Annotated in this window: 15 protein-coding genes and 3 pseudogenes; 12 read left to right on the plus strand and 6 right to left on the minus strand. The window is 59.9% G+C overall.

What is annotated here, in order from left to right; all coding sequences use genetic code 11:
- Positions 1–63 precede the first annotated feature (63 nt).
- The gene (locus tag AC0V6U_RS01380) at positions 64–240 is read left to right on the plus strand and encodes a YegP family protein (RefSeq protein WP_472644443.1); all 177 of its coding nucleotides are present in this window, start codon (positions 64–66) and stop codon (positions 238–240) included.
- Positions 241–375: 135 nt separating this feature from the next.
- On the opposite strand, the pseudogene rnhA reads toward AC0V6U_RS01380, so the two are convergent.
- From rnhA to ispH, 3 genes and pseudogenes are all read right to left on the minus strand, one after another.
- Positions 376–844, minus strand: a pseudogene (rnhA, locus tag AC0V6U_RS01385) (ribonuclease HI).
- Positions 845–872: 28 nt separating this feature from the next.
- Positions 873–1,850, minus strand: coding sequence for a homoserine kinase (locus AC0V6U_RS01390; protein WP_472644444.1), 978 nt, complete (start codon positions 1,848–1,850; stop codon positions 873–875).
- 21 nt (positions 1,851–1,871) lie between these two features.
- Positions 1,872–2,873: a 4-hydroxy-3-methylbut-2-enyl diphosphate reductase gene (gene ispH / locus AC0V6U_RS01395; protein WP_472644445.1), complete on the minus strand. Its 1,002-nt coding sequence runs from the start codon at positions 2,871–2,873 to the stop codon at positions 1,872–1,874.
- A gap of 117 nt (positions 2,874–2,990) precedes the next feature.
- Between ispH and AC0V6U_RS01400 the strand changes: the two genes are divergently transcribed.
- The 9 genes and pseudogenes from AC0V6U_RS01400 to tatC all read left to right on the plus strand — a co-directional run bounded on the left by AC0V6U_RS01400 (position 2,991) and on the right by tatC (position 10,814).
- Positions 2,991–3,641 carry a hypothetical protein gene (locus AC0V6U_RS01400; RefSeq protein ID WP_472644446.1) on the plus strand — a complete coding sequence of 217 codons (651 nt, stop codon included), beginning with the start codon at positions 2,991–2,993 and terminating at the stop codon, positions 3,639–3,641.
- A 157-nt stretch (positions 3,642–3,798) separates the two neighbouring features.
- Entirely contained in the window at positions 3,799–5,547 is a 1,749-nt protein-coding gene (gene argS, locus AC0V6U_RS01405; protein ID WP_472644447.1) for an arginine--tRNA ligase, read from the plus strand.
- Positions 5,548–5,605: 58 nt separating this feature from the next.
- Positions 5,606–6,322: an SPOR domain-containing protein gene (locus AC0V6U_RS01410; protein WP_472644448.1), complete on the plus strand. Its 717-nt coding sequence runs from the start codon at positions 5,606–5,608 to the stop codon at positions 6,320–6,322.
- Positions 6,323–6,403: 81 nt separating this feature from the next.
- Positions 6,404–7,423: a beta-N-acetylhexosaminidase gene (gene nagZ / locus AC0V6U_RS01415; protein WP_472644449.1), complete on the plus strand. Its 1,020-nt coding sequence runs from the start codon at positions 6,404–6,406 to the stop codon at positions 7,421–7,423.
- A complete protein-coding gene (locus AC0V6U_RS01420; protein ID WP_472644450.1) occupies positions 7,420–8,283 on the plus strand; it encodes a segregation and condensation protein A in 864 nt (287 codons plus the stop codon). Before nagZ ends, AC0V6U_RS01420 begins: the two co-directional genes overlap by 4 nt.
- Positions 8,280–8,960, plus strand: a complete 681-nt coding sequence (gene scpB / locus AC0V6U_RS01425) for an SMC-Scp complex subunit ScpB (RefSeq protein ID WP_472644451.1) — start codon at positions 8,280–8,282, stop codon at positions 8,958–8,960. The genes AC0V6U_RS01420 and scpB overlap by 4 nt, the downstream gene beginning before the upstream one ends.
- A gap of 68 nt (positions 8,961–9,028) precedes the next feature.
- On the plus strand, positions 9,029–9,280 hold the full coding sequence (locus AC0V6U_RS01430) for a twin-arginine translocase TatA/TatE family subunit (protein ID WP_472644452.1): 252 nt from the start codon (positions 9,029–9,031) through the stop codon (positions 9,278–9,280).
- Positions 9,281–9,320: 40 nt separating this feature from the next.
- Positions 9,321–9,545: pseudogene (tatB, locus tag AC0V6U_RS01435) on the plus strand (Sec-independent protein translocase protein TatB); the annotation flags it as partial.
- 399 nt (positions 9,546–9,944) lie between these two features.
- Positions 9,945–10,814: a twin-arginine translocase subunit TatC gene (gene tatC, locus AC0V6U_RS01440; protein WP_472644453.1), complete on the plus strand. Its 870-nt coding sequence runs from the start codon at positions 9,945–9,947 to the stop codon at positions 10,812–10,814.
- A gap of 203 nt (positions 10,815–11,017) precedes the next feature.
- Here tatC and AC0V6U_RS01445 read toward each other — a convergent pair whose 3' ends face one another.
- From AC0V6U_RS01445 to AC0V6U_RS01455, 3 genes and pseudogenes are all read right to left on the minus strand, one after another.
- On the minus strand, positions 11,018–11,239 hold the full coding sequence (locus tag AC0V6U_RS01445; RefSeq protein WP_472644454.1) for a hypothetical protein: 222 nt from the start codon (positions 11,237–11,239) through the stop codon (positions 11,018–11,020).
- A gap of 409 nt (positions 11,240–11,648) precedes the next feature.
- Positions 11,649–13,314 (minus strand): annotated as a pseudogene (locus AC0V6U_RS01450) (amidohydrolase).
- A 9-nt stretch (positions 13,315–13,323) separates the two neighbouring features.
- Entirely contained in the window at positions 13,324–14,241 is a 918-nt protein-coding gene (locus AC0V6U_RS01455) for an NAD(P)-dependent oxidoreductase (protein ID WP_472644455.1), read from the minus strand.
- 99 nt (positions 14,242–14,340) lie between these two features.
- Here AC0V6U_RS01455 and AC0V6U_RS01460 point away from each other — a divergent pair, with 99 nt between their 5' ends.
- Both AC0V6U_RS01460 and AC0V6U_RS01465 read left to right on the plus strand, forming a co-directional pair.
- On the plus strand, positions 14,341–15,606 hold the full coding sequence (locus AC0V6U_RS01460) for a threonine ammonia-lyase (RefSeq protein WP_472644456.1): 1,266 nt from the start codon (positions 14,341–14,343) through the stop codon (positions 15,604–15,606).
- A 239-nt stretch (positions 15,607–15,845) separates the two neighbouring features.
- Complete coding sequence (locus tag AC0V6U_RS01465) at positions 15,846–16,691, plus strand: arginyltransferase (protein WP_472644457.1); 846 nt, start codon at positions 15,846–15,848, stop codon at positions 16,689–16,691.
- The last annotated feature ends 9 nt before the right edge of the window (positions 16,692–16,700 follow it).

Raw genomic sequence — 16,700 nt, forward strand, 5'->3', positions numbered from 1 at the left:
ACCCCGTTTTGATCTGTAAGCTCCCGAATCGCAGACAAATTCATAACGAAGGGAGACAAAACAATGTCGCACAAATTTGAGATTTATAAGGACAAAGCCGGCGAGTTCCGCGTGCGCTTTAGCTACAATTCAGAAGTGATGTTCTCGACCCAAGGCTATTCGAGCAAGTCGAGCGCGCAAAACGCGATCGATTCGATCAAGAAGAACGGTCCAGGCGCACCAACCGAAGACAATTCCTAGGGCGTGCTAGCGGCTGGCGCATCGCCGCCGCTGCTGCACTTTCTGATATAAGGCGGCGTACCGGCATGGTGCGCCGCTTTTGTTTTGGGATCAGCAGATTGAGGCCAAAGCGCGCATCAGCGCACCCCGCGCCAATCAGGCGTTTTCGCTCTCTTCTTCGTCGCTGGCGGATGCCGCGCGGTCCGCTTCATCGCTAGCGAGTTTGTCGACGCGATCGTTCTCTGGATGGCCGCTGTGCCCTTTGACCCAGTGCCATTCAACCTGATGCTTGGCCGAGACATCGATCAGCTCATGCCACAGATCGGCATTGCGAACCGGTTTCTTGCTGGCGTTGATCCAGCCGCGCTTTTGCCAGCCGCATGACCCATTTGGTCATCCCGTCGAGCACATATTTGCTGTCTGAATAAAGGTCGACGGTGCATGGTTCAATCAGGGCGGACAGGCCTTTGATAGCCGCCATCAATTCCATACGATTGTTCGTCGTGTCGCGCTCTCCGCCCGACAATTCCTTTTCATGACGGCCCATGCGCAGCAGTGCGCCCCAGCCGCCAGGGCCGGGATTGCCCTTGCAGGCACCGTCAGTGAAAATCTCGACGTGTTTCATAGCATCCACCATTGCCCGAATAGTTAGCTTACGCAAATATACCTAGGCCCGCTTCGTCGTAAAAGTGCCATCGTGAGACGAATTGCAATGGGTCCTTGCGTGTGACCAAAGCATCATCGGGCGTATCGAGCCAATCTTCGGCCCGGCTCGCGACAAATCTCAGGCAGGCGCCCTTGGCGATTTCGGGCAGTAACTCGCGCTCTGCGACCTCAAGCGGGCGAACCGCCTCATATCCTGCGACCAGCGCGCCGCCGAGCTCAGAATTATAATGCGCGCCTGAAGGATCGAAGCACCATGCGGCGTGCGTGGTGGCGAGGTCCAAAGCCATCGTGCCCCGGCAAGCAAAGTAGAAATCAATCATGCCGGAGACTTCATCGCCCAGCATCAGGACATTGTCCGGGAACAGATCAGCATGAATGTTGGAGACGGGCAGGGCGGACAAATCGAGCGCGGCGGCGGCTTTCGCCGGGCCAAGGACTGCGGGAAGCGAGGGATCGATGCTCGCGAGGCCAGCCTCACCGCATTTTTCCAGCACCGCGAGATTGTCCGCAAAGCCCATTGTATTCGCGCGGGTTAGCTCAAAATTAGCCGATGCGAGATGCATTTGCGCTAGCGCGCCGCCCACGGACCGCGCCTGAGCGGCGGTTGGCTGCGTCGGTGAAACGCCGGGCAGAAACTCGATCAGCGCGATCGCTTTGCCATCCAGCATGCGAAATGCCGCGCCTGTCTCGTCATGAATAGTGCGCGGCACCGGGCATCCGCCAGCCGACAGATGATCGAGCAGCCCCAGGAAATAGGGTAGGTCGCTAAGCTCAATGCGCCGCTCATACATGGTGAGGATAAAGCGGGTGGGCGAATCCGCCGCGCCGCTGCCCGTCGTCTCAATCAGCCAGTTTGAGTTTGAGACGCCCTCGGCAATACCCTTGGCCGAAACCAGATCGCCAACATCGTAATGCGCGATCAGCTGCGCCAATTCCTCAGCGCCAAGATGCGTGTAAACCGCCATTCGCCTGCGCGCTTCGCCGGTTTATTCGGTCAATTCGCGCGGCAGTTTGAAGACCATCTTCTCTTCCGCTGCCGTGATTGTCTGTTCGTTAACCGGGCGCAGTTCCGTGATCTTGGCGACCACTTCGCGCACCAGGATCTCCGGCGCAGATGCCCCGGCGGTGACGCCCAGCGTATTCACTCCGTCGAGCCATGCCGGGTCAATCTCATTGCTGCGTTGGATCAATTTGCCGGGCGTGCCCAGCCGCTCGGCCACTTCGACGAGGCGCAGCGAATTGGACGAATTGGGCGCGCCGATCACCAGCAGCAGATCGCATTGCTTGGCGATCTGTTTGACCGCTGCCTGACGGTTGGAGGTCGCATAGCAAATGTCCTCCGCCTTCGGTCCGCGAATATTAGGATAGCGCCATTCGAGCGCCGCGATCACTTCGGCTGTGTCATCAACCGACAGGGTCGTTTGCGTGAGGTATGCAAGCTCGTCATCTGTCTCAAACGGCAGCTTGTCGACGTCTTCCACGGTCTCGACCAGGGTCATCTGGCCTTCGTCAACCTGGCCCATCGTCCCGATCACCTCAGGATGGCCTTCATGGCCGATAAAGATGATGTGGCGCTTCTTCTCGAGCTGCCTCTCAGCCTGCCGGTGAACTTTTGATACCAGCGGGCAAGTCGCATCGACATAGATCATATTGCGCCGCTGCGCTTCGGCTGGAACCGATTTTGGCACGCCATGCGCGCTGAAGACGACCGGGGCGTCGTCTGGCACCTCGTCCAATTCCTCAACGAAGATCGCACCTTGCGCCTTCAGCGAGTTCACCACGTATTTGTTGTGGACGATTTCATGGCGGACATAGACCGGCGCGCCGTAGCGCTCGATCGATTTTTCGACGATCTCAATCGCCCGGTCCACGCCTGCGCAAAAGCCGCGCGGGGCCGCAATCAGCAAGGTTAGCGGGGTCTGGTCGGCTGGTCCGTCGCCAGAGGCAGGCGAGCTGCCATTGTCGGAATTGGGAAAGGGAGCATTCATATCGCCCCCTCTAGCGCTTTGCGACGTCCGCCGCTAGGGCGTGATACTTCAGTTTTTGTGGTGTGCGGCCAAACGCTGCGCGCGCATTGGATCGATTAATCGAGGACGACCCAGTTCATGACGTTTCGCAAGCCGATTTTGCCTGCTCTAGCTCTTGTTGCTGCCCTTGCTGGCTGTGCCCGCGAAGGCGAGTTGGTGGTTGATCAAGGGGTGGGCATCACCGCCGTCCTGACATCCTGCCCATCGGTGGGCATTCCTGACTACACCGGCGACATCACTGCTTTCCGCGCGGCTGGCGATCAGACGGCGGCCAATCTGGATATGACGGCAACGATCACCAATCTGCGTCACACCTGTGATGAGAGCGGCGAGAAGGTTTACAGCCAAGCGACATTTGATGTTCTCGCCCGCCGCACCGACGTTCGCGGCGCGCGCAGCGTCACCGTGCCTTACTTCGTCACTGTATTGCAGGGCGGTAGCGCCGTCGTGTCCAAGCGAGTTGGCGAAGTAACGATTAGCTTCGCCGACGGCCAGGAGCGTGCTCAGGCCAGCGGAACCGCCTCCTCTTATATTGACCGCGCCGCTGCGACCTTACCTGAGGATATTCGCGAGCGGATCACCCGCAAGCGACGACCTGGCGATGTTGACGCCGCGCTTGACCCGCTGTCCGCACCAGAAGTGCGCGCGGCGATCCAGCGAACCAGCTTTGAAATGCTGGTCGGCTTTCAACTGACCGAGCAGCAGCTGGCCTATAACGCCACGCGTTAACTCGTTCCGCACACCATCCGGTGTGCGATCTCCTCGCTCATGCGACCAAAGGTCGCGTCGCTGCGGGCGGCCGGTCGGCCTTGCGGTCGCGCTGCGACCGTTGCTCGGACCGCGATCCTCTTGCGCAAGCAGAAAATTAAGGTAGCGCGTGCTTCCTATGACTGATCAACCAACACTCTACGCCGCCTTTGCGGCTAAGACCCACAGTGTGCTTCAGGCTTTGGAAGCAGACGGCGTGCTGCCCGAAGGCATCAATTTCGCCAATGTCACGCTGGAGCCGCCGCGCGATCCGAGCCACGGCGATCTCGCGACCAATGCCGCGATGGTGCTGGCAAAACAGGCCAAGACCAATCCGCGCGCCTTGGCTGAGCAAATCGCTACGAAGCTTGAGGCCGACCCGCAAATCACCAGCGCAGAGATCGCAGGGCCGGGTTTTATCAACCTGCGGCTCGATCCGGCTGCATGGCTGGCTGAACTTGCGGCGATCGCTGCGAAGGCGGACGCCTATGGCCGTTCCGATATGGGCGCGGGCACAACCGTAAATGTCGAATATGTCTCCGCAAACCCGACCGGGCCAATGCATATGGGCCATTGCCGAGGCGCGGTGGTGGGCGATGCGCTCGCCAGCCTGCTCGAATTTGCCGACCATTCGGTGGTGCGCGAATATTACATCAATGATGCGGGCGGCCAGGTCGACGTGCTCGCCCGCTCTGCGCATCTGCGGTACCGCGAAGCGCTGGGCGAGGATATCGGCGCGATCCCAGAGGGGCTCTATCCCGGAGACTATTTGAAACCGCTCGGCGCGGCGCTCGCAAAAGAGCACGGCGATGCCTATGCGGGTGCCGATGAAAGCGAATGGCTGGCGCTGTTCCGCAAGCAATCGGTTGATGCCATGATGGAGCTGATCAAGGCTGATCTGGCGGTGCTGGGCATTCATCACAATGTCTTCGCCTCAGAGGCTCAGCTGCACCGCGAGGGCAAACCTGATGCCGCCGAGGCGTGGCTGCGCGAACATGATCTGGTCTATGATGGCGTGCTTGAAGCGCCCAAGGGCAAGGCCCCGCCAGAAGATTGGGAGCCGGTGGAGCTGCCGCTGTTCCGCTCAACAAAATTTGGCGATGATCAGGACCGGCCGATCAAGAAGTCCTCCGGTTCCTGGACCTATTTTGGCGCCGATCTCGCCTATCATATGCAAAAGGCGCAAACCGCCGATGCGATGATCAACATCTGGGGCGCGGATCACGCTGGCACGGTTAAGCGGATCAAAGCTGCAGTCGCGGCGCTGGGCGAGGGGCAGGGGAGGCCTACCCCGTTCGACGTGAAACTGGTGCAAATGGTTCAGCTGCTGCGCGGCGGTGAGCCGGTGAAGATGTCGAAACGCTCTGGCACCTTTGTGACGCTGGCCGATGTGGCGGGCGAAGTGGGCAAGGATGTGGTGCGTTTCACCATGCTGACACGCAAGCCTGAAGCGCAGATGGAGTTCGATTTCGCCAAGGTGGTCGAGGCGAGCAAGGACAATCCGGTCTTCTACGTTCAATATGCGCATGCGCGGATCCGTTCGACCTTGCGTAAGGCGGCTGAGGCTGGCCTTGCCCCATCAGGTGAGAATTTGGCGCAATTGGGCGATGAAGAGCTGGCTCTGATCCGCTTTGCCGCGCAATTCCCGCGCGAGATTGAGGCCGCCGAAAAAGCGCGCGAGCCGCACAGGATCGCCTTTTATCTTTATGATTTGGCCTCAGAGCTTCACACTTTCTGGAACCTCGGCAATGATTCGCCGCAAAAGCGCTTCATCTTGGAACAAGATGCTGGTTTAACGGGCGCACGGCTTTTCCTTGCTGATGCAATCGGGCAAGTGATCCGTAATGGTCTCGGCGTGCTCGGCGTTGAGGCGGTGGAATCTATGTGAGAGCCGAGAGGCTTTTAATGGAAGGGGCCGCAGGCGGTGATGTTTGCGGGCGACAATTATGAGCGATGCAGCCGAACTCGACTTGTCAGAAGAAGAAAGCCTGCCGTGGCTGGAATCCGATGAAGAAGATGATGATGGCGGTGTAGATACCGCGCGGATCATTGGCTTTGCCGCGATCCTGCTGGCCCTATTGGCCGGAGTGATCGGAGCGGTGTGGTTCGTCACCAACAAGACGGGCGATCAGGAATTGGTCGCCGATGGCAGCACAATTGTCGCGCCAGAAGGCCCTTATAAAGAGCGCCCGGATGACCCCGGCGGTAAAGAATTCGCAGGCACGGGCAATGTTGCCCCGGCGGTTGGCGAAGGCCAAAGCCGTGACGGCGTGGTCGCCGACGCTGGCGAAGCGGCGGGTTCAGCCTCTGAAAGTGGCGCTGGCGCGGGCGGCTCTGATGCGGCTGGCGCTGCATCAAGCAGCAGCTCGGCCAGCTCTGGCCCAGCCATTGCGACCCGCAGCACCGAGGATAAGCCCGCCGCGAACAGCGGCGTTGGCGTGCAAGTTGGCGCCTACGGCAGCCGGGCAAAGGCCGAGGCTGGCTGGGTCACGCTCACACGTCAAACCAGTGTTCTAAACGGTGTGCGTCACCGCGTCCAAAAGGGCGAGGCGGACATCGGCACGGTCTACCGGCTGCAAGCGGTGGCGGGCAATCTTGCCGCTGCGCAAAAGCTCTGCACCGATCTCAAGGCCGACGGCGTTGCCTGCCAGGTGAAGCGTTGAGGCGAGAGGCTCAGCCACTTTTCCCCACGGATCAGGGTTACCGCGCTTGATTGAACCGGGTGCGCCTGCAAGGTTTCGCCAATGACACCGGCCATCTTTGGACTTTCTGGCCCTGCGCTAACCGAGGAGGAACGCGCCTTCTTTAAGGAGGCCGATCCGGCTGGCTACATCCTGTTTGGACGAAATTGCGAAAATGCTCAGCAGCTGCGCGCACTGACCGATGATCTGCGCAGTCTGCATGGCCGCGACCGTCTGCTGGTCTCTATTGATCAAGAGGGCGGCCGGGTCGCTCGACTGCGCCCGCCAGAATGGGCACCCTATCCCGCTGGAGAAGCGTTCGACCGGCTCTATCAAATTGCGCTTACCAGCGCGATTGAGGCCGCGCGGGCAAATGCTCATGCGATGGCGCTGGAGCTGTCGGCGATGGGCATTACGGTGGATTTCCACCCGCCGCTCGATGTCCGCCAGCCCAATGCACACGATGTGATCGGCGACCGCGCCCTCGGCAGTGATCCGGTGCAAGTCGCCGCCATCGGCCGCGCGATCCTGGATGGGCTGGCGCGCGGCGGAGTGACCGGCTGTATCAAGCACATGCCGGGCCATGGCCGCTCCATGACCGACACGCATAAGGAAATGCCGACGGTCACCGCCAGTGCGGAGGAATTGGAGCATGACATTGCCCCGTTCCGCTCGCTAGCCTCTGCTCCGATGGGCATGACCGGCCATTTGCTGTTCACCGCATGGGATGCGGACAATCCGGCGACATTGTCATCCAAGGTGATTACCGAAATTATTCGCGGCGCCATTGGCTTTGACGGCCTGCTGCTAACCGATGATATCGATATGGAGGCGCTGGAGGGCACCATCCCAGAGCGCTCGGCCAAGGCGTATGCTGCGGGCTGCGACATTATCCTCAATTGCTGGGCTAAAATGGATGATATGCGCGGCATCGTGGAGGCTCTGCCCACCATGTCTGAGGCGACGGCAACGCGGCTCGACCGCGCGCTGGAAAGCACTCAGGTCCGCGATGACCTGGGCGAGGCATCAGAATTGCTCGCAAAGCGTGATGCTCTGCTAAACATTGCGGAGGCGGCGGCATGAGCTCAGATGGTTTCATGCTAGAGGGCGGCAGCGGCGAAAAGCCGGAACCGGGCAGCGTGAACAGCGCGGGTGAAGCGCATTGGGGCGATCCCGATGGCGCAGCTTCTGAAAAGAGCGAGCGTGAGAAGGCGCTCTATCTGGAGCTGGATGGCTGGGAGGGACCGCTCGATCTGTTGCTTGACCTAGCGCGCAGGCAAAAGGTTGACCTTCGGCAAATCTCGATCCTCGCGCTGGTCGACCAATACCTCACCTATGTTGAGGAGGCGGAGGCCATGCGGCTGGAGCTGGCCGCCGATTACCTCGTGATGGCGGCATGGCTCGCCTATCTCAAATCCGCGCTGCTCCTACCCAAGGATGAGCAGGAAGACCCAAGCCCAGAAGAGCTCGCGATGCGTCTGCAATTGCGGCTCCAGCGCCTCGGCGCAATGCGCGAGGCAGCGGCCCGGCTAATGGGGCGCGACCGGATCGGGCGCGACATTTTTACGCGCGGCGCGCCAGAGGGTCTGCGCATTGATCGCAAGACGCAGTGGAAGTGCGACAGTTTCTCGCTGATTCAGGCCTATGGTCAGGTGAAGGCGCGCACTGCGCCGCGCATTTATCATGTCTCTGATCGTCCGGTTATGACGCTCGACAGCGCGCTGGAGCGGGTCTCCTCCATGCTGGGTGTCACGCTCGATTGGATGGAAATCCGCGACTTCTTGCCGCCGCATGCAGAGCCGAAATTGCGCAAGTCCGCGCTCGCTTCCAGCTTTGTTGCTGCGCTTGAGCTCGCGCGGCTGGGCCGGGCAGAGCTGTCTCAGGAAGTGGCTTACGGCGCATTGCGCATTCGCCGCCTGCGAGAGAAAGTGAGCGCGCAGTGAGCGAGGTGCCAAGCGAGATTGCGCGCAGCGTCGAGGCGACACTGTTTGCCTCTGAAGAGCCGATGAGCATCGAGGCGCTGGGCACGCACCTGGGCGGGATGAGCCATTCCGATGTGCGCGACGGCTTAAAAGAGCTGAGCGAGTTTTACGACAAGCGCGGCGTCCATCTGGTGGAGCGCGGCAAGCGCTGGCATTTTGAGACGGCGCCGGACCTGGCGCATTTGCTGCGCCGAGAGCGCGAGCAGGTCCGCCGCCTCAGCCGCGCCGCAACCGAAGTGCTGGCCATCATCGCCTATCACGAGCCGGTGAGCCGCGCCGATATCGAATCCATTCGCGGGGTTCAGACCGCCAAGGGCACGCTCGACGTGCTGATGGAGGCGGGCTGGATCAGGCTGGCTGGCCGCCGCGATGTGCCCGGCCGCCCGGTTATTTATGCGACGACGCCAGAGTTTCTCGATCACTTCGGACTAAGCTCGCGCCGCGATTTGCCGGGGATTGACGAGCTGAAAGCTGCCGGCCTGCTTGATCCGGTTGATGATGCACTGGAAGAAGCGATGAGCCCGGACACCGGCGATACGGACGAGGCGGAAGCGGAGGCTCTGGACAGCCCTGACACCGAGGAAAGCGCCGTCTCAACTGACCCTGAAACCGGCTCTCCGACGCCTACATTGGATTAGCGACTGGCGCAGCGCCGCCATCGCGCCTATATTAGCGTCTCAAGTTAAGCAGAGAAAGTCATTCCCCCATGGGTTTTAGTGTCTGGCAAATCGCCATCGTCGCCGTTGTGGTCCTCATCCTGTTTGGGCGAGGCCGTATTTCAGAAATGATGGGCGATTTCGGCAAAGGCATCTCAAGCTTCAAAAAGGGCATGAGCGAAGATGTCGACGCGCCTGCCGCCAAGCCATCAGAGCCCGCCGGGCAGATTGAACCGCCAGCGGACAAGAGCGCGGCGGCGAGCGAGACCGCATCTGCAGAGCAGAAAGACGCCTCCAAGTAACCTCTGAACAGAGAGCGGCAATGCGCCGGACCAGCTAAATATGTTCGATTTAGGCGCCGCAGAATTGCTCGTCATCGTGATTGTCGCGGTGATCGTGATCGGGCCAAAGGACTTGCCTTTGGCAATGCGCACGGCTGGGCGCTGGATCGGTCAGGTCCGCAAGGTATCCTCGCATTTTCGCACAGGCCTCGACGCGATGGTGCGCGAGGCTGAGCTCGAGGATATGGAAAAGAAGTGGCAGGCGCAGAACGAAGAGATCATGAAGCGTCAGTCGGGTTCGGCAGAGACGGCCGTTGGTGAGCCGGTGATGACCGGACCTCCACCCGCCGCGCCAAAGGCCCAGACCGCTGAGGTGGCAAAGCCTTCTGCGCCTGAGCCAGCCACGGCGGAAGCGAAAGCGCCCGCAAAGTCTAAGGCAAGAGCGAGCACCAAGTCAGCGAGCAAGGCGGCAAAGAACAAAGCGGACGATGCCGCCGAAACTGCGGCGAAAGAGCCGGAACTGCCGCTTGCTGCGCGCCCCAAGGCCAAAGCCAAGCCAAAGACTAAGAAGGCAGCACACGCTGAGACGGCTTCAGAAAGCGCGCCCAAATCCAAGGCAAAGACAAAGCCGCGTGCCAAAGCGAAGCCAAAGCCATCGACGAAGAGCGAGGGCTAGAGATCGGCAATGGCTCTGGGAATAAGAGATATCGACGAGACGCAGGCGCCGCTGCTTGATCATTTGATCGAGCTGCGCAGTCGCCTGGTGCGCTCGGTCATTGCGCTGATGCTCGCGTTTTGTGTCTGCTTTTATTTTGCGGACCAGATACTAGGCTTCTTGATCCAGCCGTTGAAAGACGCCTTTCCAGAGGGCGAAGGCCAACTGATCTTCACCAAGCTCTACGAAGTGTTCTTCGTTGAGCTGAAGGTTGCTTTGTTCGCTGGATTCTTCATCAGCTTCCCGGTGATCGCGAACCAGCTCTGGGCCTTCATCGCGCCGGGCCTCTACGCGAAAGAGAAGAAGGCATTCCTGCCGTTTCTTCTCGCAACACCGGTGCTGTTCTTGGCAGGCGGTTCACTGGCCTACTTTATAGTTATGCCGACTGCGTTTCGATGGTTTTTGACCTTTGAGGGAGAGGCTGGCGGGCTCACGATCGAGGCTCTGCCCGCTGCTGGCGACTATCTCAGCCTGGTTATGCAGTTCATCCTAGCCTTCGGGGTCAGCTTTTTGCTCCCGGTCTTGTTGCTCCTGCTGAACCGCGCAGGCATTGTTACGCGGGCGCAGTTCGTTGCCGCTCGCCGCTATGTGATTGTTGGCGTGGTGGCGCTTGCCGCGATTGTGACGCCGCCGGATCCGGGCTCGCAGGTGATCCTGGCTGTGCCGCTATTACTGCTGTTTGAAGGCTCGCTGGTGCTGATGCGCCTGCAAGAGCGCGGGCAGCGTGCGGATGAGGATGCTGATAGCGACGATGCGGATGCTGCGGAAGATGCAAGTGTTGTGGGCGCCGAAGACGTAGCTTCTGCTACTTCCGGGTCAGATGATGAGATTGCCAGCTAAGGCGATCTTGTGGAGGCCCTAGGGCCTGAAGTGTGCCCAAAGTGCCCGGGCATCATCACACAGAAGTGCTAGGGTTCAATCTACTTGCCGGTCGCTGCCAAATGCTTCGACGCGAGGATCGCTTCAACAACTGGCCGTTTCAAAAGACCAAAAAAACGGGGCCCCGAAGGACCCCGTAATTCGTATTGATGTTGTTTCGCCTATTAGGCGCTGACGGGATCGTCGTCGCCGTCTGCAGCGATGATAATGCCACCGATGACAGCAGCTGCTGCCAGAAGGGCGATGATGATGCCTGAAGAGCCGCCGCCGATTTCGCTTTCGCCTTCGACTGGAGCAGCCGAACGGTCAAATGCGGCTTCTGCGATAGCCGGGGTTGCTGCGAGCGAAACTGCTGCTGTTGCAGCGGCAAGCGTACGGAATTTCATCAATATTCTCCTGATTGATTCTTATTAAACTCAGAATTCGTTGGTTAATTAGGCGATCTATTAGTTCATGGCAACCCTAATCTTGAGCGAAGCGCCGCCATTTCGGTTCTTAAAATCCTTCGTTTTCAGTGATGTAGCGAAACATCCTGCAATCTGATGCATTTTTGCAGCACTTTGAAGTGCGGAAAATGCTGCAACTGCTCACTGAGCCACTCTCCAAATAACGTCCGAACCCCGAATCGGTTCTTGCTGCTTTAATCACCTGCGCAGCTCGGTTTGAACATACGCAAGATCGCCTAGCGATTTGTGCAAAGCAGCGGTTCCGACCGCCGCAAACAATTCACTTTGTGATCAATTGGACAATGCCCCTGTGATGCGCCGCGCGCAACCACGCAGAGCTCGCGTGGGCTTAGCGCGCGACGACTTGCTCGCCGCCAACCCACACTTCGCTGATCTGCGTTGTGCGGATATCCGCAGGTGATGCCAGCATTGGATCACGGTCGACCAGCAAGAAGTCGGCGCGTTCGCCGGGGATCAAGCGACCAAACCGGCCATCGGCAAATCCGGCATAGGCAGCATCCGCGGTAAAGGCGCGCAGCGCTTGCTCACGGCTGACGGTTTCTTGCGCGCGCCAACCGCCGAACGGCTCACCATTTGCATCCGTGCGGCTGATTGCGACGGCAATGCCAGCGAACGCATCAGCTGGCTCAACCGGCGCGTCAGAGCCAAAGGCAAGGCGGCCACCGACATTCAAAACGCTGCGCCAAGCATAGGCGCCGCCGAGGCGGTCTGGGCCCAAACGCGCCTCTGCCATCAGGCGGTCAGAGGTTTGGTGGAGCGGCTGCATCGAGGCGATGATCCCAAACTTGCCAAAGGTTGGCAGGTCTGCTGGATCGGCGATCTGAGCGTGTTCGATCCGCCAGCGCCGATCGCCGGTGTAGCTTGAATTGAGCTCTTCAATCGCGGCCAGCACATCGGAGTTCGCCGCATCACCAATGGCATGGACGGCGGGCTGAAAATTATCGAGGGCGGCGCGGCTCATCAAATTGCGCAATTGTGCTTGCGACAGCAGCGGCAGACCGCGTGTGCCTGGCTCATCGGCATAGGGTTCCTTCAGCGTCGCTCCGCGCGAGCCCAATGCGCCGTCGAGATAGAGCTTAATCCCGCCCATGCGCAGGCGGTCATTGTAGAGCCACGGGGTCGGGCCGGGGCCGCCGATCAGCGACATGGTCTCAATATCGCGGGCGTAGGACATGATCCGCATCTTGAGCGTGCCATTGTCGCCCGCGCGGCGGTAGGTCTGCCAATCTTCAATCGATGTGCCCATGTCAGCGGCAGCGGTCACACCATTCGCGAACAGGATCTCCTGCGCCTTGCGCAGCGCCAGATCGCGGTCTTCCGGGCGGGGAGGGGGCACAACTGCATTCACCAGACTTTCTGCCGCATCCACGAAGACGCCTGCGGGTTCCTGGCTGCCAGCCTTGCGGATTATCCGCCCGCCGCTGGGTGATTGCGAGGCGGCTGTGACGCCGGCTGGCTTCCATTGCCTTGGTATTGGCCCAGCTCGCATGGCCATCGACCCGGCTTAGCCAGACCGGGCGGTCAGACACAACTGCGTCCAATTCCTCGGCGGTCGGGAAGCGGCCAAGCCCCCATTTCTCTTGGTTCCAGCCGCGCCCGAGGATCCAGGGCCGCCCTGGGTTCTCGGCGGCAAACTCTGCGATTTTTTCCAGCGCGTCTTCGAGCGAGGTGGTTTGCGACAGATCCAGCGTAAGCGCGCCAAAGCCAACGCCCATCACATGCAAATGCGCATCGATCATCCCGGGCAGCATGACCCGGCCTTCGCCGTCCACGCCAAAGTCGATATCGCTGGGGCGTTCCTCGCCGCGCTCGACCAGATCAGTGATCTTGCCCTCATCGTCGAACACCAATCCGACAAAGCGCTTCAGCTCGCCGTCCTCGCCAATGGTGATGCCGTCGACATTGTAGACCAAGGTGTCTGCCGCAGCGGGGCTGGCGCTGAGCGCAAGAATGGCAGTGGCAGCGCCAAGCGCGGCGGTGAATTTGCGGATCATATCTCTGTCTTAGTCCTTCTTGGCTTGCGGCAGCCGGGTGATGAGCGCGCTGGTGTCTCGGCGACCGCCGCCCCCTGCTTGCATTTCGGCATAGAATTGATCGACCAGCGCTGTCACGGGTGATGACAGCCCCAGGCGGTTTGCTTCATCAAGGGCATAGCCCAAATCTTTGCGCATCCAATCGATGGCAAAGCCGAAGTCGAAGCTGTCGGCTGCCATGCTGGCCCAGCGATTGTCCATTTGCCAGCTTTGCGCCGCGCCGCCTGAGATCGCTTGATAGGTTTTGTCCATATCAAGGCTTGCCGCCTCGGCGAGCCGTATGGCTTCGGACAGGCCAGCCAGCACGCCTGCGATGCACATTTGGTTGGCCATCTTGGCGGTTTGCCCAGCGCCGACATCGCCGACATGGACGATCGATTTGGCGTAGCAATCCATCACCGGCGCAGCGCGGGCTAAGGCCTCTTCGCTGCCGCCGCACATGATGGCGAGCTGGCCGTTCTCAGCGCCCGCTTGGCCGCCAGACACCGGGGCATCGACGCAATCTACGTCTTTTTCTACGCAGGCAGCCGCTAGCCGCCGCGCCATATCCGCCGACACGGTCGTGTGATCGACCAGCAAAGCACCCTCGGTCATCGCGCCGAGAACCCCGGTCTCGCCGAAGGTCACGCTGGCGAGGTCTTCATCATTGCCGACGCAAGTGAAAACAATGTCCGCGCCGCTTGCCGCCTCGGCATGCGTTGCGGCGAAAGTAACTTCGAGGCCTTCCTTCGCCCATGCGTCCTGCCATTTCGCGGCACGCTCCGGTGAACGGTTGTAGGCTCTGACTTTGTGGCCTGCGCGTGCGAGATGCCCGGTCATCGGGCCGCCCATCACGCCAAGCCCGATAAAGGCGATTGTCAGGTCTGAATTCACTTGGGTTTTGCTCATGACACGAGGCAGTAATGGCAATTGCCGCACCTGCCAATAAAGCAGATCACGCAATTGGGTTTGCCCTTCGCAACGCAAAGGCTTACTCGCCCCGGCACTATGACAGCACAATCTGCCTCTGCCGCCGCATCAGCCCCCGCATCTCGCGGCCTTGCTGACCTAACCCTTGATCATGTGCGCGCCGCGGCTGCGCGTATTGATGGCGCGGTTGTGAAAACGCCGATGATGCACTCGATTACACTGTCGCAGATTACCGAGGCGGAGATTTGGTTGAAGTTTGAAAACCTGCAGTTCACCGCCGCCTATAAAGAGCGCGGCGCGCTCAACGCACTGCTGCAACTGACCGATGAACAGCGCGCTCGCGGTGTGATCGCCGCCTCTGCTGGCAATCACAGCCAAGGCCTTTCTTATCACGGCACGCGGCTGGGTGTGCCCGTCACAATCGTGATGCCGCGCACCACGCCGACTGTTAAAGTGATGCAGACCGAAAGCGTGGGCGGCAATGTTGTACTCGAAGGCGAGACCTTTGACGATGCGAACGCCCATGCGCGCAAGCTGGAGCAGGAAATGGGGCTGACATTTGTGCACCCGTTCGATGATCCGCATGTGGCCGCTGGCCAAGGCACCGTCGCTTTGGAGATGCTGGAGCAAAAGTCTGACCTTGATTGTCTGGTCACCCCGATTGGCGGCGGCGGTCTGATCTCTGGCATGTCGACGGTTGCCCACGCGCTCAATCCCGACATTGAGATTGTCGGCGTTCAGGCCAGCCTGTTTCCCAGCATGTATGCGCGGATCAAAGGCGAAGACCGGATCTGCGGCGGCGACACTCTGGCGGAAGGCATCGCGGTCAAACAGCCAGGCGAATTCACCAGCAAGGTGATCGCCGAGCGCGTCGATGACATCCTGCTGGTGGATGAGCTGGCGCTCGAAAAAGCGGTCGCTTTGCTGCTGCAAATTGAGAAGACCGTGGTCGAGGGCGCGGGGGCGGCGGGTCTAGCGGCGGTGCTCCAACATCCAGAACGCTTCGCTGGAAAATCCATCGGCATGGTCCTGTGCGGCGGCAATATCGACACCCGTTTGCTCGCCAACGTGCTGCTGCGTGACCTGGCGCGGCAAGGGCGGCTCGCGCGTCTGCGAGTGACTTTGCAGGATCGGCCGGGCGCTTTGTTCAAGGTCATGCGGCTGTTCGATGCGCACAATGTGAACATCATCGAGATCTACCACCAGCGCATCTTCACGACGCTGCCCGCGAAGGGCCTGATCACTGATATTGAGTGCGAGGCGCGCGACGCGGATCAGCTCAATGCCTTGGTCGCGGCCCTGCGTGAGGCGGATTACAAAGTGACTGTGGCTGAGCTCGCGTAGGCTGCTTTCCACCCGGTTACGCGTTAACCCCTAGCAATCAAACTGTATCCGGATTGGTGTCAATCCCAATTCCTGCCCCACGCAATTGCGCCATTCCTGCGGCAAAATGTGCAAAGTAAGCCTTTATTAACCCTGATTTGTGGTTAAGATACTTTTACTGCGGCGACCAAACAGGCATAAGAATGTCTTAACGCCCAACCCCCTGATTCACCCTTTGCACAAGGACTCAAGGCAAACCCGTGACGGCCCCGATCCGCTTTCCTCGTTTCTTTGTTACCAGCCCTGCGCCTTGCCCTTATTTGCCGGGCAAGAGCGAGCGCAAAGTCTTTACAGAGCTTAAGGGCGGGCACGCGGATCAGCTGAACGAAGCGCTTGGCCGCATTGGTTTTCGCCGCAGTCAGACCGTGGCTTACCGGCCCAGCTGCATTGATTGCCAGGCATGCGTTTCCGTTCGAGTAGTCTCGGAAGAGTTTAAACCTTCCAGCACGCAAAAACGGCTGATGAAGCGCAACAAAGATCTCGTTGTGACAGAGTGTCGCCCATGGGCGACCGATGAACAATTTGAGCTGCTGGCAAAATATCTCAGCGCGCGCCATCCCGATGGCGGCATGGCGGCAATGGATGAGCTCGATTACGCCGACATGGTCGAGCATACGCCGGTCACCAGCTATGTTGTCGAATACCGCGAGCCGAGCGAAAATGGTGAGCCGGGCCGTTTGGTCGGCGCCTGCCTGACCGATCGCCAAGGCGACGGTCTGTCGATGATTTACAGCTTTTATGATCCCGATCATGAAGCACGCGCGGGGCTTGGCAATTTTATCATTCTCGACCACATAATGCGCGCTGCGGAGCAAGGGCTTCCCTACGTCTATCTCGGCTATTGGGTCGAGGGATCGCCGCGGATGCAATATAAGGTGCGCTATCGCCCGCTCGAACGGCTGACCCGTGAAGGCTGGCAACGTATGTCCGATGAAGAGCAAAGCGAGCTTATTGCTGAGGCCACCGCGCCCAAAAACTCGCTTGACGAGCCGATCAAAGGCGCGCGCGGTAAAGACGGCCAACCGGTCAAATTCCCAGCGACATAATATCCTGAC

The sequence above is a fragment of the Erythrobacter sp. W36 genome (genome assembly GCF_057364935.1).